At 68.3% G+C, this 26,432-nt stretch carries 24 protein-coding genes; 19 read left to right on the forward strand and 5 right to left on the reverse strand.

Annotated features, from left to right (window positions below; genetic code table 11):
* Positions 1-3: 3 nt before the first annotated feature.
* The 13 genes from QE397_RS01985 (at position 4) to tuf (ending at position 14,842) form a co-directional block, all read left to right on the forward strand.
* Positions 4-1,707: an acyclic terpene utilization AtuA family protein gene (locus QE397_RS01985; RefSeq protein WP_307097315.1), complete on the forward strand. Its 1,704-nt coding sequence runs from the start codon at positions 4-6 to the stop codon at positions 1,705-1,707.
* Positions 1,704-2,852, forward strand: coding sequence for an acyl-CoA dehydrogenase family protein (locus tag QE397_RS01990; protein WP_027504606.1), 1,149 nt, complete (start codon positions 1,704-1,706; stop codon positions 2,850-2,852). Before QE397_RS01985 ends, QE397_RS01990 begins: the two co-directional genes overlap by 4 nt.
* Positions 2,849-4,447 (forward strand): acyl-CoA carboxylase subunit beta, encoded by a 1,599-nt coding sequence (locus tag QE397_RS01995; protein WP_307091339.1) that lies wholly within the window; start codon positions 2,849-2,851, stop codon positions 4,445-4,447. The genes QE397_RS01990 and QE397_RS01995 overlap by 4 nt, the downstream gene beginning before the upstream one ends.
* A gap of 5 nt (positions 4,448-4,452) precedes the next feature.
* Positions 4,453-6,423: a biotin carboxylase N-terminal domain-containing protein gene (locus QE397_RS02000; protein ID WP_307091341.1), complete on the forward strand. Its 1,971-nt coding sequence runs from the start codon at positions 4,453-4,455 to the stop codon at positions 6,421-6,423.
* Complete coding sequence (locus QE397_RS02005) at positions 6,420-7,580, forward strand: acyl-CoA dehydrogenase family protein (RefSeq protein WP_027504609.1); 1,161 nt, start codon at positions 6,420-6,422, stop codon at positions 7,578-7,580. Before QE397_RS02000 ends, QE397_RS02005 begins: the two co-directional genes overlap by 4 nt.
* Complete coding sequence (locus QE397_RS02010) at positions 7,580-8,428, forward strand: enoyl-CoA hydratase family protein (protein WP_222645505.1); 849 nt, start codon at positions 7,580-7,582, stop codon at positions 8,426-8,428. The genes QE397_RS02005 and QE397_RS02010 overlap by 1 nt, the downstream gene beginning before the upstream one ends.
* Positions 8,429-8,433: 5 nt before the next feature.
* The gene (locus tag QE397_RS02015; protein ID WP_222649745.1) at positions 8,434-9,105 is read left to right on the forward strand and encodes a TetR/AcrR family transcriptional regulator; all 672 of its coding nucleotides are present in this window, start codon (positions 8,434-8,436) and stop codon (positions 9,103-9,105) included.
* A gap of 65 nt (positions 9,106-9,170) precedes the next feature.
* Positions 9,171-9,704: a DUF3558 domain-containing protein gene (locus QE397_RS02020; protein WP_307091346.1), complete on the forward strand. Its 534-nt coding sequence runs from the start codon at positions 9,171-9,173 to the stop codon at positions 9,702-9,704.
* Positions 9,701-10,222, forward strand: a complete 522-nt coding sequence (locus QE397_RS02025) for a DUF3558 domain-containing protein (RefSeq protein WP_307091348.1) — start codon at positions 9,701-9,703, stop codon at positions 10,220-10,222. The genes QE397_RS02020 and QE397_RS02025 overlap by 4 nt, the downstream gene beginning before the upstream one ends.
* A gap of 291 nt (positions 10,223-10,513) precedes the next feature.
* Entirely contained in the window at positions 10,514-10,888 is a 375-nt protein-coding gene (rpsL, locus tag QE397_RS02030) for a 30S ribosomal protein S12 (protein ID WP_027504614.1), read from the forward strand.
* A 1-nt stretch (position 10,889) separates the two neighbouring features.
* Positions 10,890-11,360 carry a 30S ribosomal protein S7 gene (rpsG, locus tag QE397_RS02035; RefSeq protein WP_027504615.1) on the forward strand — a complete coding sequence of 157 codons (471 nt, stop codon included), beginning with the start codon at positions 10,890-10,892 and terminating at the stop codon, positions 11,358-11,360.
* 90 nt (positions 11,361-11,450) lie between these two features.
* A complete protein-coding gene (gene fusA / locus QE397_RS02040) occupies positions 11,451-13,553 on the forward strand; it encodes an elongation factor G (protein ID WP_307091351.1) in 2,103 nt (700 codons plus the stop codon).
* A gap of 98 nt (positions 13,554-13,651) precedes the next feature.
* The gene (gene tuf, locus QE397_RS02045) at positions 13,652-14,842 is read left to right on the forward strand and encodes an elongation factor Tu (protein ID WP_027504617.1); all 1,191 of its coding nucleotides are present in this window, start codon (positions 13,652-13,654) and stop codon (positions 14,840-14,842) included.
* Between the two features lie 61 nt (positions 14,843-14,903).
* On the opposite strand, the gene QE397_RS02050 is transcribed toward tuf, so the two are convergent.
* Together QE397_RS02050 and QE397_RS02055 are read right to left on the reverse strand one after the other, a co-directional pair.
* Positions 14,904-15,569, reverse strand: a complete 666-nt coding sequence (locus tag QE397_RS02050) for a hypothetical protein (protein ID WP_027504618.1) — start codon at positions 15,567-15,569, stop codon at positions 14,904-14,906.
* Between the two features lie 100 nt (positions 15,570-15,669).
* Positions 15,670-15,954, reverse strand: coding sequence for a hypothetical protein (locus tag QE397_RS02055; protein WP_027504619.1), 285 nt, complete (start codon positions 15,952-15,954; stop codon positions 15,670-15,672).
* A 112-nt stretch (positions 15,955-16,066) separates the two neighbouring features.
* Between QE397_RS02055 and QE397_RS02060 the strand changes: the two genes are divergently transcribed.
* Genes QE397_RS02060 through QE397_RS02070 form a run of 3 tightly spaced genes read left to right on the forward strand, consistent with a single transcriptional unit; the run spans position 16,067 to position 19,245 of the window.
* Positions 16,067-16,831: a glutamate racemase gene (locus QE397_RS02060; protein WP_307091354.1), complete on the forward strand. Its 765-nt coding sequence runs from the start codon at positions 16,067-16,069 to the stop codon at positions 16,829-16,831.
* A gap of 51 nt (positions 16,832-16,882) precedes the next feature.
* Complete coding sequence (locus QE397_RS02065) at positions 16,883-18,100, forward strand: MFS transporter (RefSeq protein ID WP_307091356.1); 1,218 nt, start codon at positions 16,883-16,885, stop codon at positions 18,098-18,100.
* A 44-nt stretch (positions 18,101-18,144) separates the two neighbouring features.
* Entirely contained in the window at positions 18,145-19,245 is a 1,101-nt protein-coding gene (locus QE397_RS02070) for a HoxN/HupN/NixA family nickel/cobalt transporter (protein ID WP_222649742.1), read from the forward strand.
* 10 nt (positions 19,246-19,255) lie between these two features.
* Here the strand turns inward: QE397_RS02070 and QE397_RS02075 are convergent, their stop codons facing one another.
* Positions 19,256-20,758, reverse strand: a complete 1,503-nt coding sequence (locus QE397_RS02075; RefSeq protein WP_307091359.1) for a UDP-N-acetylmuramoyl-L-alanyl-D-glutamate--2,6-diaminopimelate ligase — start codon at positions 20,756-20,758, stop codon at positions 19,256-19,258.
* A 65-nt stretch (positions 20,759-20,823) separates the two neighbouring features.
* On the opposite strand from QE397_RS02075, the gene QE397_RS02080 reads away from it, so the two are divergent.
* On the forward strand, positions 20,824-21,333 hold the full coding sequence (locus QE397_RS02080; RefSeq protein WP_222639331.1) for a GNAT family N-acetyltransferase: 510 nt from the start codon (positions 20,824-20,826) through the stop codon (positions 21,331-21,333).
* Positions 21,330-22,076: a GTP pyrophosphokinase family protein gene (locus QE397_RS02085; protein ID WP_081821128.1), complete on the forward strand. Its 747-nt coding sequence runs from the start codon at positions 21,330-21,332 to the stop codon at positions 22,074-22,076. The genes QE397_RS02080 and QE397_RS02085 overlap by 4 nt, the downstream gene beginning before the upstream one ends.
* Here QE397_RS02085 and QE397_RS02090 read toward each other — a convergent pair.
* Together QE397_RS02090 and QE397_RS02095 are read right to left on the reverse strand one after the other, a co-directional pair.
* Positions 22,050-23,636 carry an NCS1 family nucleobase:cation symporter-1 gene (locus QE397_RS02090; RefSeq protein WP_056441786.1) on the reverse strand — a complete coding sequence of 529 codons (1,587 nt, stop codon included), beginning with the start codon at positions 23,634-23,636 and terminating at the stop codon, positions 22,050-22,052. The two genes, QE397_RS02085 and QE397_RS02090, sit on opposite strands and share 27 nt — an antisense overlap.
* 133 nt (positions 23,637-23,769) lie before the next feature.
* Positions 23,770-24,471: a GntR family transcriptional regulator gene (locus tag QE397_RS02095; RefSeq protein ID WP_307091362.1), complete on the reverse strand. Its 702-nt coding sequence runs from the start codon at positions 24,469-24,471 to the stop codon at positions 23,770-23,772.
* A 437-nt stretch (positions 24,472-24,908) separates the two neighbouring features.
* On the opposite strand from QE397_RS02095, the gene mftF reads away from it, so the two are divergent.
* Complete coding sequence (gene mftF / locus QE397_RS02100; RefSeq protein ID WP_027504628.1) at positions 24,909-26,315, forward strand: mycofactocin biosynthesis glycosyltransferase MftF; 1,407 nt, start codon at positions 24,909-24,911, stop codon at positions 26,313-26,315.
* Positions 26,316-26,432 lie beyond the last annotated feature (117 nt).

Consider the following 26,432-nt stretch of genomic DNA (forward strand, 5'->3'; position numbering starts at 1 on the left):
GAGATGATCAGGGTCGGTAACTGCTCCGGCTTCTACGGTGACCGGGCGTCGGCCATGCGCGAGATGCTCGACGGCGGTGATCTCGACGTCCTCACGGGCGACTACCTGGCCGAGCTGACGATGCTCATTCTCGGACGCGACCGGATGAAGGATCCGACGCGCGGCTACGCCAAGACGTATCTGCGGCAGCTCGAGGAGTGCCTGGGCACTGCACTCGACAAGGGCGTCACCCTGGTCAGCAATGCCGGTGGGTTGGCGCCCGCACGACTGGCGGACGAGGTTCGGTCCCTCGCCGACCGTCTCGGTCTGACCGTCTCGGTCGCCCACGTGGAGGGAGACGATCTGCACGACCGCGCCGAGGAACTGGGCCTCGGCTCCCCGCTGACCGCCAATGCCTATCTCGGCGCCTTCGGTGTCGCGGCGTGCCTGGACGCCGGGGCGCAGGTCGTGGTCACCGGACGCGTCACGGATGCGTCGGTGGTGGTGGCCCCGGCGATCTCCCGGTTCGGGTGGACCCGCGATCACCTCGACGAACTCGCGGGCGCCGTCGTCGCCGGCCACATCATCGAATGCGGAACCCAGGCGACCGGCGGGAACTACTCCTTCTTCGGTGAGATCGAGGATCTGCGTCGACCGGGGTTCCCCCTCGCGGAGATCCGGTCGGACGGGTCGTCGGTGATCACTAAGCACGAGAACACCGGCGGCGCCGTGACGGTCGGAACGGTGACGGCGCAGTTGATGTACGAGATCACCGGCCCGCGCTACCTCGGCCCGGACGTCACCGCGCGGCTCGACACGGTGCGGGTCTCGCAGGACGGACGCGACCGCGTGCTGGTCACGGGGACTCGCGGCGAGGCGCCGCCGCCCACCCTCAAGGTCTCCCGGAACACGCTCGGCGGGTTCCGCAACGAGATGACCTTCGTGCTCACCGGCCTCGACATCGAGGCCAAGGCCGACCTGGTGCGCACTCAGATGACCGAGGCGCTGACGCCGCCGCCGCGCGAGGTCGACTGGACTCTCGCGCGCACCGATCACCCTGACGCCGACACCGAGGAGGCCGCCAGTGCGGTGCTCCGTGTCGTCGTCCGCGACGCTGATCCGCAGCGTGTGGGTCGCGTGTTCAGCGCTGCCGCAGTGGAACTCGCGCTGGCGAGCTACCCCGGTTTCTGTGTGACGACGCCTCCGGGTCAGGGGTCGCCCTACGGCGTCTTCGAGGCCGGGTTCGTCGATCAGGCGGTGCCGCGGCACGTGGCGGTTCTCGCGGACGGCACGCGCGTCGACGTCGCACCGCCCACCGTCACCACGGCTGTCGAGGCGGACCCGTCCGACGCGCCCGCAGGCCGCCCGCCGGCCGAACCCACACGCACGCTGCCGCTCGGCACGGTGGCGGCGGCGCGGAGCGGTGACAAGGGCGGCAGCGCCAACGTCGGGGTCTGGGTGCGCGGCGACGCCGCGTGGGCCTGGCTCCGGTCGACTCTCACCACCGAGCTGGTGACGACGCTGCTCCCGGAGACGGCGGGCCTGCGTGTGCACCGGTACGAGTTCCCGCACCTGCGGGCCGTGAACATCGTCGTCGACGGGATTCTCGGAGAGGGCGTCGCATCCGGCGCTCGCTTCGATCCCCAGGCCAAGGGCCTGGGGGAGTGGCTGCGATCGCGGCACGTCCCGATACCCGAATCAGTACTCGCAGAAAGTGGACTCGCATGAGCACCTGGGGTGGCCCCGACCGAGCGCAACTCCGTAAGACGGTCCGGGGGTTCGTCGACCGGGAGGTGCTGCCGCACCTCACCGAGTGGGAGCGTGACGGCGAGATTCCCCGCAGCCTGCACCGCGCGGCAGCCGAGATCGGTCTGCTCGGGGCGCCGTTCCCCGAGGCGGTCGGCGGTGGCGGCGGCTCGCTGGTCGACGCCACGGTCATCTGCGAGGAGATGCACGAGGCGGGTGCGTCCGGCGGCCTGTTCGCGTCCTTGTTCACCTGTGGGATCGCGTTGCCGCACATGGTCGCTGCGGGCAACCCCGACCACCTCGAGAAGTGGGTCCGGCCCACGCTCGACGGCGAGCTGATCGGGTCGCTGGCCATCACCGAGCCCGGCGGCGGATCCGACGTGGGACACCTGCGCACCCGAGCGGTGCGCGACGGGGACCACTTCGTCGTCAACGGCGCGAAGACCTACATCACCTCGGGGTGCCGGGCCGACTTCGTGGTCACCGCCGTCCGCACCGGGGGAGACGGCGCGGCCGGCGTCTCGCTGCTCGTCGTCGAGCGCGGCACACCGGGATTCGAGGTGTCCCGCAAGCTCGACAAGATGGGATGGCGGGCCTCCGACACCGCCGAACTGTCGTACACCGACGTGCGCGTGCCCGTGGAGAACCTGGTGGGCCCGGAGAACTCCGGGTTCGCCCAGATCGCGCAGGCCTTCGTCTCCGAACGCGCTGCGCTGGCCGCGCAGGCCTACTCCTCGGCGCAGCGGTGCCTCGATCTGACGGTGGCGTGGACGCGGGACCGCTCGACGTTCGGCAAGCCGCTCATCGCCCGTCAGGCGGTGCAGAACACGCTCAGCGAGATGCACCGCAAGATCGACGTGGCGCGCACGTACACGCACGCACTGATCGATCGCCACGTCGAGGACGGCGACGACTGCATCGCCGAGGTGTGCTTCGCGAAGAACACCGCGGTCGAGGCCGGCGAATGGGTCGCCTCGCAGGCGGTACAGCTGTTCGGTGGACTCGGCTACATGGCCGAGAGCGAGGTCGAGCGTCAGTACCGCGACATGCGCATCATCGGCATCGGCGGCGGCACCACCGAGATCCTCACCTCGCTGGCCGCGAAGCGACTGGGGTACACCGCATGACGACTCTGACCTCCCGACTCGACAGCTCCGGTAACGCGTACGTCTCGGCCGCCGACACCATGATCGCGAAGCTCTCCGAGGTGGAGACCGAACACGCCAAGGCACTGGGCGGCGGGGGCGAGAAGTACGTCGCACGGCACCGCGGCCGCGGCAAGATGACCCCGCGCGAGCGCATCGAGATGCTCGTCGACCCGGACTCGCCGTTCCTCGAGCTGTGCCCGCTCGCGGCCTGGGGCACGGACTTCCCGGTCGGCGCCAGCGTGGTCGTCGGCATCGGTGTCGTCAGCGGCGTCGAGTGCCTGATCGTCGCCAACGACCCCACCGTGCGGGGCGGCACGAGCAATCCGTGGACCCTGCGGAAGACGCTGCGAGCGAACGACATCGCAATGCAGAACCGGCTGCCGGTCATCTCACTGGTCGAGTCCGGCGGTGCCGACCTCCCCACGCAGAAGGAGGTGTTCATCCCGGGTGGCCGCATCTTCCGTGATCTGACGCGCCTCTCCGCGGCCGGCATCCCCACCATCGCCCTCGTGTTCGGCAACTCCACCGCCGGCGGCGCCTACATCCCCGGCATGTCCGATCACGTCGTCATGATCGAGGAGCGGTCCAAGGTGTTCCTCGCCGGACCGCCGCTGGTGAAGATGGCCACCGGCGAGGAGACCGACGACGAATCGCTCGGCGGCGCCCGCATGCACGCCCGGACCTCCGGTCTCGCAGACCATCTCGCCGCGGACGAGAAGGACGCCATCCGCATCGGCCGCGGCATCGTGAAGCGGCTCAACTGGCACAAGAAGGGTCCGGCGCCGCGCACCGAGGTGCTCCCGCCCCGGTACGACGAGGAGGAACTGCTCGGTATCGTGCCGGCCGACCTCAAGATCCCGTTCGACCCCCGCGACGTCATCGCGCGCATCGTCGACGACAGCGACTTCGACGAGTTCAAGCCGCTCTACGGCTCGTCTCTGGTCACCGGATGGGCGGAACTGCACGGGTATCCGGTCGGGATCCTCGCCAACGCCCGCGGCGTCCTCTTCAGTGAGGAGTCGCAGAAGGCGACGCAGTTCATCCAACTGGCGAACCGTTCGAACACGCCACTGCTGTTCCTGCACAACACCACCGGCTACATGGTGGGCAAGGAGTACGAGGAGGGCGGGATGATCAAGCACGGGTCGATGATGATCAACGCCGTCTCGAACTCCACCGTCCCGCACATCTCGGTGCTGCTCGGTGCGTCGTACGGCGCCGGGCACTACGGCATGTGCGGTCGCGCCTTCGACCCGCGCTTCCTCTTCGCCTGGCCCAGCGCCAAGTCCGCGGTCATGGGCGGTGCCCAACTCGCGGGCGTCATCTCGATCGTCTCCCGCGCCTCCGCCGAGGCCCGCGGACAGGCGTTCGACGAGGAGGCCGACGCGGGTCTGCGCGCGATGATCGAGCAGCAGATCGAGGCCGAGTCGGTTCCCATGTTCCTGTCCGGACGCCTGTACGACGACGGCGTGATCGACCCCCGAGACACCCGCACGGTGGTGGGGATGTGCCTGTCGGCCATCGCCTCCGCCCCGATCGAGGGCACCGCCAACTTCGGTGTCTTCCGGATGTGACCGTCATGACCATTTCGTCAGTACTCGTTGCCAACCGCGGCGAGATCGCCCGCCGCGTGTTCACGACCTGCCGCGCCGAGGGCATCGACACGGTCGCCGTGTTCTCCGATCCGGACTCCGCGTCACCGCACGTCGCCGACGCCGACGTCGCCGTCCGGTTGCCCGGTTCCGCGTCGTCGGAGACGTACCTCCGCGGAGATCTGATCATCGAGGCGGCGCAGCGCGCCGGCGCCGACGCGATCCACCCCGGTTACGGGTTCCTGTCCGAGAACGCGGAGTTCGCGCGCGCCGTGCAGGATGCGGGCCTCACCTGGATCGGTCCGCCGGTGAAGGCGATCGAATCGATGGGGTCGAAGGTCGAGTCCAAGGCCATGATGCAGAGCGCCGGTGTGCCGGTGCTCGATCGGCTCGACCCCGCGTCCGTCACGCAGGACGATCTGCCGGTGCTCGTGAAGGCGTCCGCCGGTGGTGGTGGTCGCGGTATGCGCGTGGTGCGTGAACTCGACGCACTGCAGGACGAGATCGACGCGGCGTCGCGGGAGGCGCTGTCCGCCTTCGGTGACGCGACGGTCTTCTGCGAGCGCTATCTCGAGACGGGCCGCCACATCGAGGTCCAGGTCATGGCGGACCGCCACGGCACGGTGTGGGCGGTGGGCGAGCGAGAGTGCTCCATCCAACGACGCCACCAGAAGGTGGTCGAGGAGGCGCCGTCTCCGCTCGTCGAGCGCGTTCCGGGTATGCGGGAGAAGCTCTTCGAGGCGGCACGCATCGCCACCGAGGCGCTCGACTACGAGGGGGCCGGCACCGTCGAATTCCTCAGCGACGAGCGCGGCAACTTCTACTTTCTCGAGATGAACACGCGCCTGCAGGTCGAGCACCCGGTGACCGAGTGCACCACCGGTCTCGATCTGGTGGCACTGCAGATCCACGTCGCCGCGGGCGGCGCGCTCCCGGCCGAGCGGCCCACCACGCGTGGACACTCGATCGAAGTGCGTCTGTACGCGGAGGATCCGGCGCGCGACTGGCAGCCGCAGAGCGGCGTCGTGCACCACGTCGAGTTCGACGGAGCGCGAGAGTTCGAGGTGCTCACGCGGACAGGCCTGCGGGTGGACTCGGGCATCGTCGACGGCAGCGTGGTGGGGACCCACTACGACCCTATGCTCGCCAAGGTGATCTCGTACGCGCCCACCCGGGAGCAGGCGGCCGGAATCCTGGCGAAAGCGTTGCTGCGCGCGCGCATTCACGGGGTGCGCACCAACCGCGACCTGCTCGTCACGGTGCTGAGACACCGCGCGTTCCTCGCGGGCGACACCGACACCGCGTTCTTCGCGACGCACGATCTCGCGGTGCTCGCTCGGCCGCTCGTCGACGACCGGGGTGTGCGGCTGTCCGCACTCGCCGCAGCGCTCGCGGACGCCACCCGATCGAGAGAATCGGCGACGGTGGGCCGATCCCTCCCCAGCGGCTGGCGCAACCTCGCCTCCGTGCCGCAACGCAAGACGTACGCGGTGAACGGCACCGAGATCGTCGCCGAGTACCGGCTGTCGCGCGGAACCCTCGTCACCGACGTCGACGACTGCGCACTGGTCCGGGCCGAGTCCGACCGGGTGGTGCTGCTGGCCGACGGTGTGCGACGCGAGTTCCACGTCGCGGTCCACGGCGACGCCGTGTTCGTCGACTCGTCGCTCGGACCGGTACGGCTCGAACGGGTTCCGGTGTTCGTCGATCCGAGCGAGATCGTCGCCGCCGGATCGCTGCTGGCACCGATGCCCGGCAGCGTCGTACGGATCGGTGCTGCCGTCGGCGACACCGTCACCGCCGGCCAACCGATCCTGTGGCTCGAGGCCATGAAGATGGAACACACGATCACCGCACCCGCGGCGGGCGTGCTGACCGAGCTCACGGTCACCGTGGGACACCAGGTGGACGTCGACGCCGTACTGGCGGTCGTCGCAGCAGAAGGAGATCAGGCATGAGCTTCATCGAGACGGACGAGCAGAAGAGCCTCCGCGCCGCGGTGGCCGGACTGGGCAAGCGCCACAACTACATCGACTACGTGCTGCCCAAGGCACGCAAGGGTGAGGCACTCACCGAACTGTGGCACGAGGCCGGGCAGTTGGGCTTCCTCGGGGTGAACCTCCCCGAGGAGTACGGCGGCGGCGGTGCCGGCATCTACGAGCTCGCACTGGTCCAGGAGGAGATGTCCTCGTTCGGTGCGGGCCTGTTGCTCGTGGTCGTCAGCCCGGCGATCTGCGGCACCATCATCGCGAAGTACGGCACCCCCGAACAGAAGCAGTCCTGGCTGCCCCGCCTCTCGGACGGCTCCGCGATCATGGCGTTCGGCATCACCGAGCCCGACGCCGGCTCCAACTCCCACCAGATCACCACCACCGCGCGACGCGACGGTGACGAGTGGGTGCTGCGCGGCAGCAAGATCTACATCTCCGGCGTCGACCAGGCCGACGCGGTGCTCATCGTCTCCCGTACGGAGGACGCGAAGACCGGGAAGCTCAAGCCAGCGCTGTTCATCGTGCCGACCGATGCACCGGGCCTGAACAAGACGCAGATGCGCATGGACATCATCGAGCCCGACCACCAGTTCACGCTCTTCCTCGACGACGTCCGGCTGCCGGCCGAGGCGCTGGTCGGTGAGCCCGACGCGGCGCTGATGCAGTTGTTCGCGGGTCTCAACCCCGAGCGCATCCTCGGTGCGGCGATGGCCGTCGGCATGGGCCGCTACGCCCTCGACGCCGCGGTGAAGTACGCGAACGAGCGCACCGTGTGGAAGAGCCCCATCGGGGCGCACCAGGGAATCGCGCATCCGTTGGCGCAGTGCAAGATCGAGCTCGAACTGGCGAAGCTGATGATGCAGAAGGCCGCGGTGCTCTACGACAGCGGTGACGATTTCGGTGCGGCGGAAGCGGCCAACATGGCGAAGTACGCGGCCGCCGAGGCCAGCATCAAGGCCATCGACCAGGCCATCCAGACGCACGGCGGCGCAGGCCTGACCGAGGAGTACGGCCTCGCGTCCATGCTCGGTGCGGCGCGCATCGCCCGCGTGGCTCCCGTCAGTCGGGAGATGATCCTGAACTTCGTGTCCCAGCACTCGCTGGGCCTGCCGAAGAGCTACTGATGGCGGGCAGGCCGGAGGCCGGTCGGGGCCCGGGCAGGCCGGAGGCCGGTCGGGGCGACGGACCACCTGTGCGGGTCGATCGGTCGGAGGGCGTGGTGACTCTGACACTCGACACCCCGCACAATCGCAACGCCCTCTCCACCGCCCTGGTCGACGACCTGACGGCGGCGCTCCGCGACGCGGGCGCGGATCGGGACGTCCGCGCCGTGGTCCTCACCCACACCGGCGGAACGTTTTGTGCAGGTGCCGATCTCACGGAGGCGGGCAGTTCGGTCTCCTCGCGCACCGAGCAGATGCTGACGCTGCTGCGGGCGATCCTCGAGACGCCGAAGCCGGTGATCGGCAGGATCGACGGGCATGTGCGTGCCGGCGGTATGGGCCTCGTGGGCGCGTGCGATCTGGTGGTGGCCGGGCCGAAGAGTTCGTTCGCGCTGACGGAGGCGCGGCTGGGGTTGGCCGCGTCCATCGTCTCCTTGACGGTGGTGCCGAGGATGACCTCGCGTGCGGCGAGCCGGTACTTCCTGACGACGGAGACGTTCGGCGCGCACGAGGCGGAGGCCATCGGGCTCGTCACCGAGGCTGCGGCCGACACCGCGGCCACGGTGGCCGAACTCGTCGCGGCGATCCGTCCGTCGTCACCGCAGGGTCTCGCGGCGTCGAAACGCCTCACCACCGCCGCGATGCTCGAGGAGTTCGACCGCCGGGGCGCGGACCTGGCGGAGGAGTCCGCGAGGCTGTTCGCTTCGGACGAGGCGCGGGAGGGGATGATGGCCTTTCTGCAGAAGCGCAGCCCGTCGTGGGCCGCACCGGCGGAGTCGTCCGGTGCCGCTGTGGGGAAGGAGACGTGACGGCCATGACCGTGCCCACTCGTCACCGGGTCGGTGACACCCGCAGCCCGAAGCAGGATCGCAGCCGCGCCACGCGACTGCGTCTGCTCGAGTCCACGATCGACGCGCTCGCCACCGAGGGATGGGCGGCGACGACGGTCGCCGTCGTGGCCGAGCGGGCCGGCGTCTCTCGCGGTGCCACCCAGCATCACTTCCCGACGCGGGAGGACCTCATCACCGCGGCGCTCGAGTACATGTTCGACACGCGCATGGGGGAGGCGCGAGCCGAGAGCAGTGCGCTCCCGCAGGGCGCCGGGCGGACCGAGGCCGTGGTCACCCGGCTGGTCGACTACTACACGAGCCCCATCTTCCGTGCCGCGCTGCAGGTCTGGACCGCCGCGGCCGCGGATCCCGAGATGCGTGCCCGGGTCCTGCCTCTCGAGGAGAAGTTCGGTCGCGTGGCGCACCGCACGGCGGTCGATCACCTCGGCGCCGACGACAGTGATCCGCGCACCCACCGACTCGTGCAGGCCACCCTCGACCTGGCCCGCGGGCTCGGTCTCGCCGACGTGCTCAGCGACGATTCGCGCCGCCGCGCCGAGATCGTGAAGGTGTGGGCCTCGGTGCTCGACGCGTCCCTCGCCCTCGATACCACCACCAGCACCAGCACCCCCGCGAATACGTCCGAACTGTCGTGATCGGCGCTCGCATCACGGCACTTTCGGCGTACTCGCGACAGTCCGCACTCCGATAAGCTGCCGCCATGAACTCCGTGCGGTGGGCCGGCGTGGCAGCAGTGGTGCTGCTCGGGCTCACCGGTTGCGGATCCGACTCCGATGCCGCCACCGACGACGCGCCGTCCACGTCCGCGTCGCAGGGACCCGGCCCGTTCTTCGGCGTCTGCGGCGGTCTGTCCGACGAGGAGGTCCGCACTGCGTTCGCCGTGCCGTCGTTCGCGATCGTGACCCGCAACTCGGTGGGCTGCGAGTGGGAGGTGTCGGGTCCGACCGGCCCGTCTGTCAGCTTCTCCTGGTACCGCGGGAGCCCGATCGGGCGTGAGCGCATGGGGTCGGAACTGATCGGCCGACCGGCAGCGGACATCGAGATCGAGGGTCGGCCGGGGTTCGAGGCGCGATCCGAGAACGCGACGGGTGTGACGTACCTCTGCGAGAACGGTCTGCAGTACGGCGACGACTTCGTCCACTTCTCCGTCATGTACGCCGACAGCGCTCCCACCGCGGATCCGTGCGCCGTCGCCGAGAGGCTGATGACGCTCGTCGCGGAGCGCGCGCAATGAGGGCCGGACGCGTGCTGGCGGCGCTGTCGGTCATCGCGGTGCTCGCCGGATGCGGGTCGACCATCGAGGGCACGCCCGTGGCAGCGGGCGTGAGTGGCGCGGACGGCGAGTTCCGCTCGCTCCTCGAGGAGTGCGACACCGTGACGCCGGAGCAGATCGCCGACGTCGTGGGCGGCGACGCCATCGACCAGGGCTTCATCGGGGCCATCTGCCGGTGGGACCTGACCGGCCCGGGCGGCGCGGTCAAGGTGACGTTCGACTGGTTCGAGACGGGGTCACTCGCGGCCGAGCGCGAGGCGAACGAACGTATGGGGTGGACGGTGAGCGACGTCGAGGTGTCCTCGCGGAAGGCCCTCGAGATCCGTCAACCGGACGACCCGGCATCGTGCGGCGTAGCGGCGCAGTCGCCCGATTCCGGGGTCATCGGCTGGTGGGTGCAGTATCGGCCGGGGAACCCGACCGATCCCTGTGAGTCGGCCACGCGGTTGATGCAGCTCTCGCTCAATCTGTCGGCGTGACGACGGAAGGGTGAACTCCTGTACCCGATGCAGGGGCGTTTTGACCATCAGGCGCGCCGCCGGGTACCGTTACAGGTCGTGCCCGGCCCAGCCGGTACGTCTGTGTGCCTATGCGAGGTACAGCCGTGTTCGAGTTCACCATCGAGCAAGAACCGCGGCTGCCGTGTGGGGGTATGCGACACACCCGACCGCGGGGTGCACGAAGCCCGCGGAAGCACTACTGGGTGAGGGGCAGCGTTCTCTTGCCCCAACTGCTAGATCCCTGTTTCTCGACACGAAGAAAGCCGGTTCATGCCAACAATCAACCAGCTGGTCCGCAAGGGTCGCACCGACAAGGTCGCGAAGCTGAAGACCGCTGCCCTGAAGGGCAGCCCGCAGCGCCGTGGTGTGTGCACTCGCGTTTACACCACCACCCCGAAGAAGCCGAACTCCGCGCTTCGTAAGGTCGCTCGCGTCCGCCTGACCACGTCCGTCGAGGTCACCGCCTACATCCCCGGTGAGGGCCACAACCTGCAGGAGCACTCCATGGTGCTCGTGCGCGGTGGTCGCGTGAAGGACCTCCCGGGTGTCCGTTACAAGATCATCCGTGGCTCGCTCGACACGCAGGGCGTGAAGAACCGCAAGCAGGCTCGCAGCAAGTACGGCGCCAAGAAGGAGAAGAGCTGACATGCCACGTAAAGGCCCAGCACCCAAGCGCCCGCTGATCAACGATCCCGTCTACGGTTCGCCGCTGGTCACCCAGCTGGTCAACAAGATCCTGCTGGACGGCAAGAAGTCGACCGCGGAGCGCATCGTGTACCAGGCTCTCGAGCAGGCACGCGAGAAGACGGGCACCGATCCCGTCGTGACGCTCAAGCGCGCACTGGACAACGTCAAGCCGGCCCTCGAGGTCCGCAGCCGTCGTGTCGGTGGCGCCACCTACCAGGTTCCGGTCGAGGTTCGTCCGGGCCGCTCCACCACGCTGGCTCTGCGCTGGCTCGTCTCGTTCTCCCGCGCTCGTCGCGAGAAGACGATGGTCGAGCGTCTGGCCAACGAACTCCTCGATGCCAGCAACGGTCTCGGCGCAGCAGTCAAGCGTCGCGAGGACACGCACAAGATGGCGGAAGCCAACAAGGCATTCGCGCACTACCGCTGGTGATCGCGTCTCGGGGGCGCCGGGAAACATCCGGCGCCACCCGAGCGTTGAACCTTCGACTCACTTCTTCCAACACCAAGGCGGGATGAATTCGTGGCACAGGACGTGCTGACCGACCTGAACAAGGTCCGCAACATCGGCATCATGGCCCACATCGATGCCGGTAAGACCACCACTACCGAGCGCATCCTCTTCTACACCGGTATCTCGTACAAGATCGGTGAGGTCCATGACGGCGCAGCCACCATGGACTGGATGGAGCAGGAGCAGGAGCGTGGCATCACCATCACGTCTGCTGCCACGACGTGCTTCTGGAACGACAACCAGATCAACATCATCGACACCCCCGGGCACGTCGACTTCACGGTCGAGGTGGAGCGTTCGCTCCGCGTCCTCGACGGTGCCGTCGCCGTGTTCGACGGCAAGGAGGGCGTCGAGCCCCAGTCCGAGCAGGTGTGGCGTCAGGCCGACAAGTACGACGTGCCGCGCATCTGTTTCGTCAACAAGATGGACAAGCTCGGTGCGGACTTCTACTTCACCGTGCAGACCATCAAGGATCGCCTCGGCGCCAAGCCGCTGGTCATCCAGTTGCCGATCGGCGCAGAGGACAGCTTCGAGGGCATCGTCGACCTGATCGAGATGAACGCGAAGGTCTGGCGCGGAGAGACGAAGCTCGGCGAGACCTACGAGACCGTCGAGATCCCCGAGGAGCTGAAGGAGCGGGCCGAGCAGTACCGCACCGAGCTGCTCGAGACCGTCGCCGAGTCCGACGAGGCACTGCTGGAGAAGCACTTCAGCGGTGACGAGCTGACCATCGACGAGGTCAAGACCGCGATTCGCAAGATGACGGTCAACTCCGAGCTGTACCCGATCCTGTGCGGTTCCGCGTTCAAGAACAAGGGCGTCCAGCCCATGCTCGACGCGGTCATCGACTACCTCCCGTCCCCGCTCGACGTCGCCGAGACCATCGGTCACGCCGTGGGCGACGAGGAGAAGGAACTCACTCGCAAGCCGTCCGCCGAAGAGCCGTTCGCGGCGCTCGCGTTCAAGATCGCGACGCACCCGTTCTTCGGCAAGCTGACGTACGTGCGCGTGTACTCGGGCAAGGTCGACTCCGGCTCGCAGGTCATCAACTCGACCAAGGGCAAGAAGGAGCGTCTGGGCAAGCTCTTCCAGATGCACTCCAACAAGGAGAACCCGGTCGCGACCGCCAGCGCCGGCCACATCTACGCCGTGATCGGTCTGAAGGACACGACGACGGGTGACACGCTCTGCGATCCGCAGAACCAGATCATCCTCGAGTCGATGACGTTCCCGGACCCGGTCATCCAGGTGTCGATCGAGCCGAAGACGAAGTCCGACCAGGAGAAGCTCGGCACGGCCATCCAGAAGCTGGCCGAAGAGGACCCGACCTTCTCGGTCAAGCTCGACGAGGAGACCGGCCAGACCGTCATCGGCGGCATGGGCGAGCTCCACCTCGACATCCTCGTCGACCGCATGCGTCGCGAGTTCAAGGTCGAGGCCAACGTCGGCAAGCCGCAGGTGGCCTACCGCGAGACGATCACCAAGATCGTCGAGAAGCAGGAGTTCACCCACAAGAAGCAGACGGGTGGCTCCGGCCAGTTCGCGAAGGTCATCATCGGCCTCGAGCCCTTCATCGGCGAGGACGGCGCGACCTACGAGTTCGAGAACAAGGTTTCCGGCGGTCGTATCCCGCGCGAGTACATCCCGTCCGTGGATGCCGGCGCGCAGGACGCGATGCAGTACGGCGTTCTCGCCGGCTACCCGCTGGTGAACGTCAAGCTGATCCTGCTCGACGGCGCGTACCACGACGTCGACTCGTCCGAGATGGCGTTCAAGATCGCGGGTTCGCAGGCCTTCAAGGAAGCTGCCCGCAAGGCCGGTCCGGTCATCCTCGAACCGCTCATGGCGGTCGAGGTGATCACGCCCGAGGAGTACATGGGCGACGTGATCGGCGATGTGAACTCCCGCCGTGGCCAGATCCAGGCCATGGAGGAACGCAGTGGTGCCCGTGTCGTCAAGGCGCTGGTTCCGCTGTCGGAGATGTTCGGTTACATCGGTGACCTGCGGTCTCGCACCCAGGGCCGAGCGAACTACTCCATGGTCTTCGACTCCTACGCAGAGGTTCCCTCGAACGTCTCGAAGGAGATCATCGCGAAGGCCACCGGAGAATAGTCTCCGAAGCTGGACCCGGTACCACCGTCACACCGCACCACCCGTAAGTACATCCGTAATGCTGCATAACGCAGGCAATAACAGTCCAGGAGGACACAGTGGCCAAGGCGAAGTTCGATCGGACCAAGCCGCACGTCAACATCGGCACCATCGGTCACGTTGACCACGGTAAGACGACGCTGACGGCTGCAATCACCAAGGTTCTGCACGACAAGTTCCCGGACCTGAACGAGGCGTCGGCCTTCGACCAGATCGACAAGGCTCCGGAGGAGAAGGCTCGTGGTATCACGATCAACATCTCCCACGTCGAGTACCAGACCGAGAAGCGTCACTACGCACACGTCGACGCTCCCGGCCACGCCGACTACATCAAGAACATGATCACCGGCGCGGCACAGATGGACGGCGCGATCCTCGTCGTCGCAGCGACCGACGGCCCCATGCCCCAGACGCGCGAGCATGTCCTGCTCGCTCGCCAGGTCGGCGTGCCGTACATCCTCGTCGCGCTGAACAAGGCCGACATGGTGGACGACGACGAGATCATCGAGCTCGTCGAGATGGAGGTGCGCGAGCTCCTCGCCGCACAGGAGTTCGACGAGGACGCTCCCGTCGTCAAGGTCTCCGCTCTCAAGGCCCTCGAGGGCGACGAGAAGTGGGCCGAGTCGGTTCTCGAGCTCATGCAGGCAGTGGACGACTCGGTTCCGGACCCCGTCCGTGAGACCGAGAAGCCCTTCCTCATGCCCGTCGAGGACGTCTTCACCATCACCGGTCGCGGCACCGTCGTCACCGGCCGTATCGAGCGTGGCTCGGTCAACGTCAACGAGGATGTCGAGATCGTCGGCATCAAGGAGAAGTCGACCAAGACCACGGTCACCGGCATCGAGATGTTCCGCAAGCTCCTCGACTCGGGCCAGGCGGGCGACAACGTCGGCCTCCTCGTCCGCGGCATCAAGCGCGAAGATGTCGAGCGTGGACAGGTCGTCGTCAAGCCCGGCACCACCACTCCCCACACGGAGTTCGAGGGCCAGGCATACATCCTGTCGAAGGACGAGGGCGGTCGCCACACCCCGTTCTTCAACAACTACCGCCCGCAGTTCTACTTCCGTACCACGGACGTGACGGGCGTCGTGACCCTCCCCGAGGGCACCGAGATGGTCATGCCCGGTGACAACACCGAGATGTCCGTCGTGCTGATCCAGCCGGTCGCCATGGACGAGGGCCTGCGCTTCGCGATCCGCGAGGGTGGCCGCACCGTCGGCGCCGGTCGCGTCACGAAGATCAACAAGTAAGACCGCCTCACACCGAACGGCGCTCACCCTGCGGGGTGGGCGCCGTTCGGCGTGTGTGGAATCAGGGCAGCACGACGACGTCCGCGGGAGAGCGCGGATCGATCTCGTAGTGGTCCTCGTACTGGCTGCTCATGCCGGTGACGCGCAGTGTCTGCCCCGCGCGGATCGCGCTCACGTCGATGCCCGTCTGCGTGTTGACGAAGACGGTGGTCTCCCCGGTCCGGTCCGCGATCGTGAACTTGTACCCGTACGGCAGATCGTCCACCACGGCGCTCGTGACGCGTCCGACGACCGTCACCAGCGACGCCTCGGTGGACTCGCCGACCACGCGGACCACCACCGGTCTGGGTGCCACCGCATCGACCGGTCCCAGCGACACGATGCTCGTCGGTCGCACCACCAGAAGTCCGGACTGGTCCGCGAGCGACCCCGTGACACGCACCGATGTACCCGGCACGACGTCGGTGGGCGCCGAGGCGCTGATGTAGATGCCGGCGGTGCGGTCCTGGATCCCGAACCCGACGTCGAGGAAGCTCGATGCGAAGGCGCCGGGCGGTGTGGTGACCGTGCCGACCACGGTGACCGTGGCGCCGGCGGAGAGAGTGCGCACCTGCGCGATGGGCGGAGCACCGCCCGGAGCGGCCGATGCAGGGGATGCTCCGAGCGTGAGTGCCACGAGGGCGGTGAGGGTCGTGCCGACAGTGCGGCGAAGGATCGTGCGCATCATGTGAGTTCCGTTTCCGCGCCGATCCCGCGTCGGCGCGCGCGCAACCCTCGTCCTCTCGGGTCGCGACGGCAACCGTGCCGAAAAGCGTTGTGACGCCGACTCACTCGACGGCGAAATCCTCCACCGTGACCACAACGGGAATCCGGACGACACGCGCGAGCGTCTCCTGGACGGCGTGGACGACGGAGTCGGGATCTCCCGGACAGCGGACCGTGATGTGCACGGCGCAGGACTCGTGCCCCACCACCACGCCCTCGATGCGTCGACCCGGCAGCAGCGTCACGGCCTCACCGAAGAGGCCGGAGTGCAGGCCGGCCACACCGGGGACCGCGAGCACCGCCGCGGCGATGAGGTCGGCCTCATCGGGCTCGAGCGGAGCGGTCATCCGCTCAGTCTGCGCTCTGTCACATTCCGACCGGCCTCCGGCCTTCCGCATCCATCGTGGCCGCGCGCCGACGTCCGGAGGTCGGCCGGTGCCGGGGCGGTAGATTGTCACCGTGAACGTCGCGCTGATCGACTCGGGCCTGGGGTCGTTGCCCACGGCAGCCCGCCTGCGTCGACTGCGCCCGTCGCTCGACCTTCATCTGTACCTCGACCCGGACAACGCGCCGTGGGGACCCAAGCCCACCGCGTGGACGGAGGCGCACGTCGTGGAGACGGCGCGGCGCGCCGTCGACGGTGGAGCCGAGGTGGTGGTGCTGCCGTGCAACACCGCCAGCGTCATCGCGCTCGACGCGACCCGCGCGGCCCTGGGGTCCACCCCCGTGGTCGGGACGGTTCCGGCCATCAAACCCGCTGCACTGCAGTGTGACTCGATCACGGTGTGGGCGACGGCGGCGACCACCGCGTCGTCGTATCAGGCGCGCTTGATCGCGGAGTTCGCGTCGGGTCGCACGGTGTCGGCCGTCGCGTGCCACGGGCTCGCCGATGCCATCGACCGTGGTGATCTCGCGGCCGTCAGCGCGGCCATCGCGTCGGCAGCGGCGCGGACGCCGGACGACGTGCAGGGCATCGTCCTGGGGTGCACCCACTATCCGCTGGTAGCGGACGAGATCATGGCGGCGCTGCCGCCGGGTGTGCGGATGTTCGACAGCGCCGAGGCCGTCGCGGCCCAGACTCTGCGCCGCCTCGACGAGATGTCGTCGCCGCGTGAGGGACACGGGAGCGTGTCGGTGACCCTGTCGGGACGCGACGGTTCCCTCCCCGACAGTGCGTTGCGCTTCGCGGCCGGGCGATCGCTCGCGGTGCCCGCGACGCTCTGACGCCGTCACCGTCCCGGGAATGAGGAGTCGGTGGGGGGAGTTGGACCCACGGTGACGACGACCGAGGTGCGACCCCAGTCCTGGATGACCCCCGTTCGCTCGTTCTGGGTGGTGGCCCTCGTGTTCTTCACCGTCATGGGATCGTCGGCGGCGCCGTCCCCGCTGTACCCCGTGTACCAGTCCCGATGGGGATTCGGCGCGTCGACGCTGACCATCGTCTTCGCCGTGTACGTCTTCGCACTACTCGCCGCCCTGTTGACCGTCGGGTCGCTGTCCGACCACCTCGGCCGTAAGCCCGTGATCGTGACGTCGCTGCTCGTGCTGATCGCCAGCCAGGTCGTCTTCGTGTTCGCCGACGGGGTCGGCTGGCTCATCGCCGCGCGCGTCGTGCAGGGCCTGGCGGCCGGCGCGGCCATGGGTGCCCTGACCGCTGCGATCATCGATCTGCAGCCGACCGACCGTCTCGGCCCCCTGGTGAGCTCGGTCGCACCGGCCTTCGGGCTGGGAGCAGGCGGTATCGCGGCCGGACTGCTGGTGCAGTTCGCGCCGTTCCCCACCACGCTCGTGTACGTCGTGATGATCGTCGCGCTGGTCGTCCTCACGGCGCTCGTCGTGGCGGTGCCGGAATCCGCGGTCCGGGCAGGCTTCGACGACCGTCGACACGTCATGCGGGTGCTGACGCCGACCCTCGGGCTGCCCGTGTCGATCCGCGCCCACTTCTGGCCGGTCGTCCCCGCGCTCGTCGCGACGTGGTCGCTGGGCGGGTTCCACCTGTCGCTGGGGCCGTCCATCATGGGCACGGTCTTCGATCTCCGCGGCGCCGTCGTGGGCGGGCTGGACATCTTCACGATGTTCACGGCCGGAGCGATCGGTGCCGCGTCCGCTCGTACTCTTCTCCCGCGCACGGCCATGACCGCCGGTGCACTCACTCTCGCCGCGGGCATCGTGGTGAATCTCGTCGGGCTGCACATCGCGTCGGCGCCGCTGTACTTCGTCGGGACCGCGGTGTCCGGGTTCGGCTGGGGCGCGACGTTCCTCGGCGCGATGAGCATCATCGGCGCTCTCGCACCGCCGGAGCATCGCGGCAGTGTCTTCGCCACGACGCTCGTGCTGAGTTACCTCGCCTTCAGCGTGCCGGCCATCGTCGCGGGTGTTGCGATCCACTCGGCCGGTCTCCTCGTCACCGCGACGGTCTACGGAGCGGTCGTCGTGGCGCTGGCATCGGTTGCCGTCACGACGACGGTGCTCCGTTCACCCGCGCGCGTCTGATCCAGCACTGCGCGGACGGGCTCCATGAGGAATATTGGTGTCCCATGACGTCTGCCGACACCGTGACCGGACGTGCGCGTTTCACCCGCGACGAGATCCCCCGGCTCCTGGGCCTGGCAGCAGTGCTCGTGGCGCTGCACGTCGTCGGGTGGGGCCTGTTCCTGCACTACGACTCGATCCCGGCGATCCACGGCCTCACCGGCGCGGACGGCACTCTCGTCTACGCGGGCGCCGGGGTGTTGGCCTACACGTTGGGCATGCGGCACGCCTTCGACGCCGACCACATCGCGGCCATCGACGACACCACCCGACTGTTGCTGCAGAAGGGCAAGCGGCCCCTGGCGGTCGGACTGTTCTTCTCGCTCGGGCACTCGACGGTCGTGTTCGCGTTCGTCGCCGCGATCGCGTTCGCCGCATCGCGCGCGACGGACTTCCGGGACGCCTTCGCGGACACCGGCGGCATCATCGGCACCCTCGTCTCCGGCACGTTCCTCTACCTCATCGCGGCCCTGAACCTGGTCGTCCTCGTCGGCATCGTGCGCATGTGGCGTGCCGCGCGGCGCGGACAGTTCTCCGACGAGACGCTCGACGATCTCCTCGCACGCAGAGGACTGCTCAATCGGATCTTCCGCGGCCGCTACGACCGGATGATCAGCCACTCGTGGCAGATGTATCCGCTGGGGCTGCTCTTCGGCCTGGGGTTCGACACCGCCACGCAGGTCGGTCTGCTCGCCGTGGCGGGCACCAGCGCCATCGCCGGTGGCCTGCCGCCGATGGCCATCATCGCGCTGCCGGTGCTGTTCGCGGCCGGCATGTCGACGATGGACACGCTCGACGGCGTCTTCATGTCCAAGGCGTACGGCTGGGCCTTCGTCACGCCGGTCCGGAAGATCTACTACAACATCACGATGACGGGCCTGTCGATCTTCCTCGCCCTCGTGGTGGGCACCGTGCAGATCCTGTCGTTGCTCGGTGAGGAACTCGGACTGTCCGGCGGCATCTGGGACGCGGTGGCCGCAGTGGATCTCACCCTGGCGGGCCAGATCGTGGTGGTCGTGTTCGTGGTGGTCTGGATCGGCTCGATCGTCTACTACAAGGCGGCGCGCATCGACGACCGGTTCGAGCGGGAGACGCCGGCGAGCTGACCCGCGGGAGTCATCGGGCGACGATCGCGTCGTGCAGTTCGGCATGATCGTCGAAGTACACGGTTCGGCTGCCGAAGTGCTGCCAGGTGTCGCTGCCTCGCCCCGCCACGACGACGGTGTCCCCGGCCGCCGCGTCCGCCACGGCGTGGTGGAATGCTGCGCGCCGGTCCGCGATCTCCACCACGCGGACGCCCCGATCCCCGGACCGGGCGCCGCGGACGACGTCGGCGCGAATCGAGTGCGGATCCTCGCCGTTGGCACTCTCGTCCGTGACGACGATGTCGTCCGCGTAGGCCGCGGCGACCGCGCCCAGCTCGACGCGCTTGCCCACGTCACGGTCACCGGTCGCCCCGATGACCAGGATCAGGCGCCCCGGGGTGATGCGCCGCAGGTACGGCAGGATCGCGCGCTGGCCGGACACGTTGTGCATGTAGTCGACGAGGGCGGTGAAGTCCTGGCCGGCCGACACGGTCTCGCATCGGCCGGGAATGTTGTGCAGCGCCGAGATGCCGGCGGCCGCACGCTCCGCGTCCACCCCACCGGAGACGAGGGAGGCGAGTGCGACCAGAGCGTTCGCCACCTGGTGGGGGCCGAGAACCTGCAGTGAGAGCGGGATGTCGCCCACCGGGGTCCGGGCGAGGAATCGGGTGCGATGCGTCGTGCAGTCGATGCGATCGGCGCGGAAGTCCGCCGAAGGATCGGACACCGAGCACGTCACCGTCGGCACCGCGCACTCCGACACGAGCCGCCGCCCGTACTCGTCGTCGATCATGACGACGGCCCGTCCGGTGCGGTCAGGGGTGAACAGTGAGGCCTTGGTCCGGTAGTACTCCTCCATCGAGCCGTGGAAGTCGAGGTGATCCCGGCCGAGATTGGTGAAGGCGGTGACGGCGAACTCCACCCCGTCGACGCGGTGCTGGGCGATGGCGTGCGAGGACACCTCGAGGGCGGCGGCCGTGCATCCGTTGTGGACGAACGTCGACAGCGTGCGTTGGAGCACCGTCGCCTCGGGAGTGGTGCGCACCGGGGCCTCGTCGCTGCCGGCGCCGCTGACCGCGACCCCGGAGATCATCCCCGCACGATGACCCGCGGCGCGCAGGCCGGCGTGGTGGAAGTGCGTCGTGCTGGTCTTGCCGTTGGTGCCCGTCGCTCCGAACACGGCCATCGACGAGGACGGGCTCCCGTGGAACCATGCGGCCAGCGGACCGACGACGACCCGCGGATCCGCGACCACGATGCTCGGCAACCGGGTGCCGGGCCGATCGCTGAGCACGGCCACCGCGCCGGCGCGCTGGGCGTCCTCCTCGAAATCGAGACCGTGCCAGCGTGTTCCGGGGAGCGCGACATACAGATCGCCGGGCCGCACCGCACGCGAATCGTCACAGAGATCGTCCACCGTGACAGGCTCGGCGGGACCTGTGACCGATCCGCCCGCGCGGTCGGCGACATCGACGAGGGACCTCGCCCCCTGGCCACCGGCATGCCGGATCGGACGGCGGGACACGACACTCACCAGGATGCGGTACCCGAAAGTAGAACGCTCAACCACCTCTGTGCGGCACCCGGGACACTGGAGGGGTGAGCGCAGCCGACGGAGACTCCACGCAGGCCCGAGTGGTGCTGAGGACCATGCCCGACGATCGACTTCCCGAATGGGTCGAGCGCAGCCGCGGTGACTACCGCGCGGATCGCGTCCGGGCGGGTGACACCCTCGAACAGGCGACCGACAACGCCGAGCAGAGTTTCTCCGCTTACTTCCCCGACGGTCGTCCGGCTCCGCATCATCAGGTGTACGACGTGCTGGACGGCGAGACCGTGGTGGGGTCACTGTGGATCGGGCCCCAGTCGATCGCGACCACGACCGACTGGTGGGTCTGGGACGTCGCCATCGACGAGCGGTACCGGGGTCGCGGTCTCGGCCGGGCGGCGATGCTCCTGGCGGAGGACGCGGTACGGGAGAACGGCGGAACAGTGCTCGGGCTCAACGTGTTCGGCTTCAACACGGCGGCGCGTCGGCTGTACGAGTCGCTGGGGTACGACACCGCGTCCCTCCGGATGCAGAAGGTTCTCCGGGAGGACGCGCGATGAGCGTGGACGAGCCGGTGGTGTTCGACCTCACCGCGGCGCGCGACGAGTTCACGCGCTTCATGATGTCCTACCGCTTCGGCATGCAGGAGCTCACCACCAAGATCGACATCCTCAAGGACGAGTTCACGCACCTGCATTCCTACAGCCCCATCGAGCACGTGGTGTCGCGGCTGAAGACGCCGCGCAGCATCGCCGAGAAGGCCGTGCGCAAGGGGATTCCGTTGACGTTCCAGGCGATTCGCGCCGGTCTGTTCGACATCGCCGGCGTCCGGATCACCTGTAGTTTCATCGCCGACACCTATGCGGTGAAGGAGATGCTGGCGTCGCAGAGCGACATCCGAGTGCTCGAGTTCGAGGACTACATCGCGAATCCGAAGCCCAACGGGTACCGCAGTCTCCACCTCACCATCGAGATTCCGGTGTTCCTGTCCGACCGCACGGAGCACGTCTTCGTGGAGCTGCAGATCCGGACCATCGCGATGGACTTCTGGGCGAGTCTCGAACACAAGATCTTCTACAAGTACGACGGTGAGGTGCCGCAACGCCTGCGGGACGAGTTGCGCGAGGCGGCGATGGCCGCGGGCACGCTCGACATCACGATGGAGCGACTGCACGCCGAGGTGGTCCGTCTCGGCGACGCCCGCACCGACGCCGGCCCCGACTACGAGGAGCTGTTCCTGCGCTCGCTCATGCCGGGACTGGCGCCGGATCCGCGGTCAGGCGGGGACGTTCCGCACCCGTAGCGAGGTCTTCGTGGCCAGCACCCAGTAGAGGGCGAAGCCGATGCCGCAGCCGATGAACCAGCTGTACTGCGCCGCGGTGTGCATTCCGGTGAGGGTGCCGCCCGTGAGCACGGGGAACATCGCGAAGACGGCACCGACGGCGGTGGCGATCAGCGCGGCCGGGTTGTAGCCCTTGGCGTAGTGGTACGTGCCGCTCTCGTCCATGGTGAACAGGTCGTCGACGATGACCTTCTGCTTGCGGATGAGGTAGTAGTCCGCGATGAGGATGCCGAACAGCGGTCCGATGAACGCTCCCAGGGTCTCGAGCGTGTAGTGGATGACGTCGGGATTGTTGTAGAGGTTCCACGGCGTGATGAGCACGGAGCCGACGGCGGCGATCATGCCGCCGGCGCGCCAGCTGATCTTCTGCGGGCTGACGTTGGAGAAGTCGAAGGCCGGCGAGATGAAGTTCGCGACGATGTTGATACCGATCGTGGCGATCGTGAAGGTCAACGCGCCCAACACGATCGCGAAGGTGCTGTCGATGCGCGCCACCGTCGTGACGGGGTCGGTGATGAGCTCGCCGAAGACGGGAACGGTGAGGGACGCGGTGACGACGACGAGGATCGAGAAGAGCAGGAAGTTGACGGGCAGGCCCAGGAAGTTGCCGCGCTTCACGGCGGCGTAGCTCTTTCCGTAGCGCGAGAAGTCGCCGAAGTTGAGCATCGGACCCGAGAAGTAGGAGACGACGAGCGCGATCGCGCCGAGCATGACGGGCACCGCGGCGAACCCCGTGTAGGTGACGTCGCCGAGGTTCAGGTCGATGGCGCTCCAGCCGGCTTCGTGAATCAGGTAGCCGCACAACAGGAACATGACGACGTAGACGGCCGGGCCGCAGAAGTCGATGAACTTGCGGATGGACTCCATGCCGCGCCAGAAGACCGCCGCCTGCAGGACCCACAGGAGCATGAAGCTGCCCCACCCCAGAGTGGACAGTCCCGCGAAGCCGTGGAGATCTCGGTCCGCCCACGGACCGAGCGCCGGGAACAGCTTGATCAACACGATGTCGAGCGCGGCGGAGGCCAGGAAGGTCTGGATCCCGTACCACGCCACCGCGATCAGTCCTCGGATGATGGCGGGAACGTTGGCCCCGAGGACGCCGAAGACCGATCGACAGATCACCGGGTACGGGACACCTGCGACCTGACTGGGCTTGGCCACCAGGTTGCAGAAGACGTAGACGATCGAGATGCCGACGAGGAGACAGACGAGCACCTGCCAACTGGCCAGTCCCAGCGCGAAAAGGCTGCCCGCGGTGACGTATCCGCCCACGGAGTGCACGTCGGACATCCAGAACGCGAAGATGTTGTAGGACGACCAGGTCTGCTTCCGCAGCGGGGCGAGGTCCTCGTTGGTGAGCCTCGGGTCGTACCCCTCCTTGATCACTCCACCCCCCACCGGATGTCCCTCTGCTGTCGACCCGCCTCCGGCGTACCCGTGTGCCTCGATCAGATCGTTCACACCGGAGCGGGACCCGGGAGGCGGGTCGAACGGGCCGGTGTGCGGAATGGTGTCGGTCATCGTGTCTCCGTCGCTGGTGCGGACCGTGGTCGGTGCTGCGGAGAAGTCTGAGCCCGTTGTATTTCCGTGTCGTGACGAAACCGATATATCTCTTTACCGGCAGGTTTCCGGGTCCGGTCTGTCCGGTTCCGGCTCAGGAGAGCAGGCCGGAACCCGCCGGAAGCGTCGCGATGACGTCGTTCAGCCGCTCGTTGTGGTGCCCTGCCGCCGCCAGGAGTGCCGCCGAGTCGCGGTCGACGAACGCGCGGACCATGACGCTGTGATCGTCGTTCAACGCCGCGCGGTCCGCACCCTTCACGTGCACCATCGGTTGGACCGGCTCCGTGACGTTCCACGCGACGTCGAGCATGTGGAGCAGGCGGTACATCCGGGACGGCGCGGTGAGGGCGATGTGGAACTCGCGGCTCAACCGGTGGTAGCGCTGGGGATCGTCGTCCGCGATCGAGGATCGGAGGTCTCGCTCGATCTGTTCGGCACGACGCCGTTCCCCGTCGGTGGCGGCCTCGGCCGCCACCGCGAGGGCGGCGTTCTCGAGCACCTCCCGAACGATGTACATCTCGCGCAGTTCCTGAGACGTCAACTGCGCGACCGTGTATCCGAGGTTGGGTCGATGCGACACCAGATTCTCGCCGATGAGGGTCTTCAGCGATTCGCGCACCGGGATGCGGCTGACTCCGAACACGTCGGCGACGTCGCCCAGGGGAATGGGCGTTCCCGGCGGGGCGTCACCCGACAGGATGACCCGGCGGAGTTCGGTGAGGATCTCCTCCTGTGAACCACCCGCGACGTCGCGGGACAGTTTCGCGAGCAGGGCCGAGCGGCGACGCGGCGGCATCGTGACCCCTTCTGCGAACCGGGACGGGACATGGCGACTCTAACCGGGGGAGTCGTCGGACGCTCGCGTGTCGCCGCATCGGTGCGACGAGAGATGGTGAACGTTCACGTCGGCGGACGCCGGTCGATCGATCCGCTGCCGGGCAGTCGGCTCGCCTGCCCGAGCTCGCGGCGCGGGCTCCCCGGTGCACGTCGATCTGCCGTGGACGATCCGGTCGGCGGCCGCTCGATCCGAGCGAACCTCAAGTCTCGCTTGACAGTCGAGACCAGGCACGCCGACCGGTCGGGGCCACGGCGCGCCGAGCAGCGCCGATGCACGGTGCGCGCGGGGCGGGTGTCCCTCGAACGGACCACAGCGCGATTCCAGCGTCGGCGGGTGTTCGGGCCGATCCTGCCCGACTTATGACAAATACCGAGAAAGGCCCTTACGATGACCCGATGCGCGACGGTCGTCTTCCCGATGGATTCGGAGTGCGTATCGATCCTCGAGTGCGGACTCTCTCGAACGGTCGAGTTCTCCTCGGCGGATCGCCCACCAGGATGGTGATGCTGGCACCCGCCGCGGCCGCGATGATCGGCGACGGATTCCTGCGGGTGTCCGATCCCGACTCCGCCACGGTGGCGCGTCGACTGCTCGACTCCGGTGTCGCGAACCCCCGGCCGATGAGCACTCCGTCCGCCGCGGACGTGACGGTCGTGATCCCGGTCCGCGACAACCACGAGGGACTGCTGCGGCTGATGCGCGCGCTGCGTGGACTCCGCGTGATCGTCGTGGACGACGGGTCCCGCGTTCCCGTCCGGCACGCCGAGATCGCCGTGGACGAACTGTGTGCCTCGGTCGCGGTGGTGCGGCACGACGCCCCGAGGGGACCGTCCGCGGCGCGCAACGCCGGCCTCGCCGCGGCCACGACCGACTTCGTCGCGTTCCTCGACTCCGACGTGGTGCCGCGCAAGGGCTGGCTCGAAGTCGTCCTCAGTCATTTCTCCGACCCCTCCGTGGGGCTGGTCGCTCCGCGCATCGTGGCGCTCGAGCCGGAGGGTAGTGCGCTCGCCCGCTACGAGCGCGCACGGTCCTCCCTCGATCTCGGTCGCCGGGAGGCCCCGGTGTTCGCGGGTGGCCCGGTGTCGTACGTCCCCAGTGCGGCGGTCGTCGCCCGGCGACGGGCCGTGCTCGACTGCGGAGGCTTCGACGAGGCGATGCATGTGGCCGAGGACGTCGATCTGTGCTGGCGACTGCAGGACGCGGGATGGCGCCTGCGGTACGAGCCGGTGGCCCGCGTCGCCCACGATCACCGCGTCACGCTGCGAAAGTGGTTCGGCCGCAAGCTGTTCTACGGTACCGGTGCCACCGAGCTGGCTTCCCGCCACCACGGGAAGGTGCCGCCCGTGGCCATGGCGCGGTCGACCCTGCTCGCACTGCTGCTGGCCGCCTCGGGGACGCGTGCGGGCATGGTCGGTGCGCTGGTCACGCTGATCACCACGGTGGTCCGCCTACGGCGCCTGTTCGTCGATCTGGATCACCCCACCCGCCTCGCCGCTGTGTTCGCGGCACGCGGAACCGTCGGGGGCGCTTGGCAGTTGGCCTCCGCGGCGGTGCGGCACTACTGGCCGGTCACGCTGGTGGCCGTGCTGTTCTCCCGGCGCATCCGACGTCTGGCGCTGGCCATCGCGGTGGCGGAGGGTGTGCGGGACTGGGTCGAGCACCGGGAGCCGGGCGGCCTCGGTCCGGTGCGCTACGCGGCGTACAAGCGCATCGACGACGTCGCCTACGGCACCGGGCTCTGGGTGGGCGCCGTGTCGCACCGCGACCCCCGTGCTCTGGTGCCGCGTCTCGGCAACCAGTAGTCCCCACCACCCGCTCTGTGAGCTGGGTTACAGTGGAGGCCGGTCGAGTGTGCCGATCTGCCGGGCGAGCTGTTGACGGAAGCGGGGTCTGTGGTGACGGTCAATCCGTGGGTCGCG

The organism is Rhodococcus sp. SORGH_AS_0301 (assembly GCF_030818285.1).
Lineage (GTDB): Bacteria > Actinomycetota > Actinomycetes > Mycobacteriales > Mycobacteriaceae > Rhodococcoides.

What these genes read in the sequence shown, in the direction of transcription:
- QE397_RS01985 (WP_307097315.1), top strand. Translation starts at nt 4, where the DNA reads ATGATCAGGGTCGGTAACTGCTCCGGCTTCTACGGTGACCGGGCGTCG.
- QE397_RS01990 (WP_027504606.1), top strand. Translation starts at nt 1,704, where the DNA reads ATGAGCACCTGGGGTGGCCCCGACCGAGCGCAACTCCGTAAGACGGTC.
- QE397_RS01995 (WP_307091339.1), top strand. Translation starts at nt 2,849, where the DNA reads ATGACGACTCTGACCTCCCGACTCGACAGCTCCGGTAACGCGTACGTC.
- QE397_RS02000 (WP_307091341.1), top strand. Translation starts at nt 4,453, where the DNA reads ATGACCATTTCGTCAGTACTCGTTGCCAACCGCGGCGAGATCGCCCGC.
- QE397_RS02005 (WP_027504609.1), top strand. Translation starts at nt 6,420, where the DNA reads ATGAGCTTCATCGAGACGGACGAGCAGAAGAGCCTCCGCGCCGCGGTG.
- QE397_RS02010 (WP_222645505.1), top strand. Translation starts at nt 7,580, where the DNA reads ATGGCGGGCAGGCCGGAGGCCGGTCGGGGCCCGGGCAGGCCGGAGGCC.
- QE397_RS02015 (WP_222649745.1), top strand. Translation starts at nt 8,434, where the DNA reads ATGACCGTGCCCACTCGTCACCGGGTCGGTGACACCCGCAGCCCGAAG.
- QE397_RS02020 (WP_307091346.1), top strand. Translation starts at nt 9,171, where the DNA reads ATGAACTCCGTGCGGTGGGCCGGCGTGGCAGCAGTGGTGCTGCTCGGG.
- QE397_RS02025 (WP_307091348.1), top strand. Translation starts at nt 9,701, where the DNA reads ATGAGGGCCGGACGCGTGCTGGCGGCGCTGTCGGTCATCGCGGTGCTC.
- rpsL (WP_027504614.1), top strand. Translation starts at nt 10,514, where the DNA reads ATGCCAACAATCAACCAGCTGGTCCGCAAGGGTCGCACCGACAAGGTC.
- rpsG (WP_027504615.1), top strand. Translation starts at nt 10,890, where the DNA reads ATGCCACGTAAAGGCCCAGCACCCAAGCGCCCGCTGATCAACGATCCC.
- QE397_RS02050 (WP_027504618.1), bottom strand. Translation starts at nt 15,569, where the DNA reads ATGATGCGCACGATCCTTCGCCGCACTGTCGGCACGACCCTCACCGCC.
- QE397_RS02055 (WP_027504619.1), bottom strand. Translation starts at nt 15,954, where the DNA reads ATGACCGCTCCGCTCGAGCCCGATGAGGCCGACCTCATCGCCGCGGCG.
- QE397_RS02070 (WP_222649742.1), top strand. Translation starts at nt 18,145, where the DNA reads ATGACGTCTGCCGACACCGTGACCGGACGTGCGCGTTTCACCCGCGAC.
- QE397_RS02085 (WP_081821128.1), top strand. Translation starts at nt 21,330, where the DNA reads ATGAGCGTGGACGAGCCGGTGGTGTTCGACCTCACCGCGGCGCGCGAC.
- QE397_RS02090 (WP_056441786.1), bottom strand. Translation starts at nt 23,636, where the DNA reads ATGACCGACACCATTCCGCACACCGGCCCGTTCGACCCGCCTCCCGGG.
- QE397_RS02095 (WP_307091362.1), bottom strand. Translation starts at nt 24,471, where the DNA reads ATGCCGCCGCGTCGCCGCTCGGCCCTGCTCGCGAAACTGTCCCGCGAC.
- mftF (WP_027504628.1), top strand. Translation starts at nt 24,909, where the DNA reads ATGCGCGACGGTCGTCTTCCCGATGGATTCGGAGTGCGTATCGATCCT.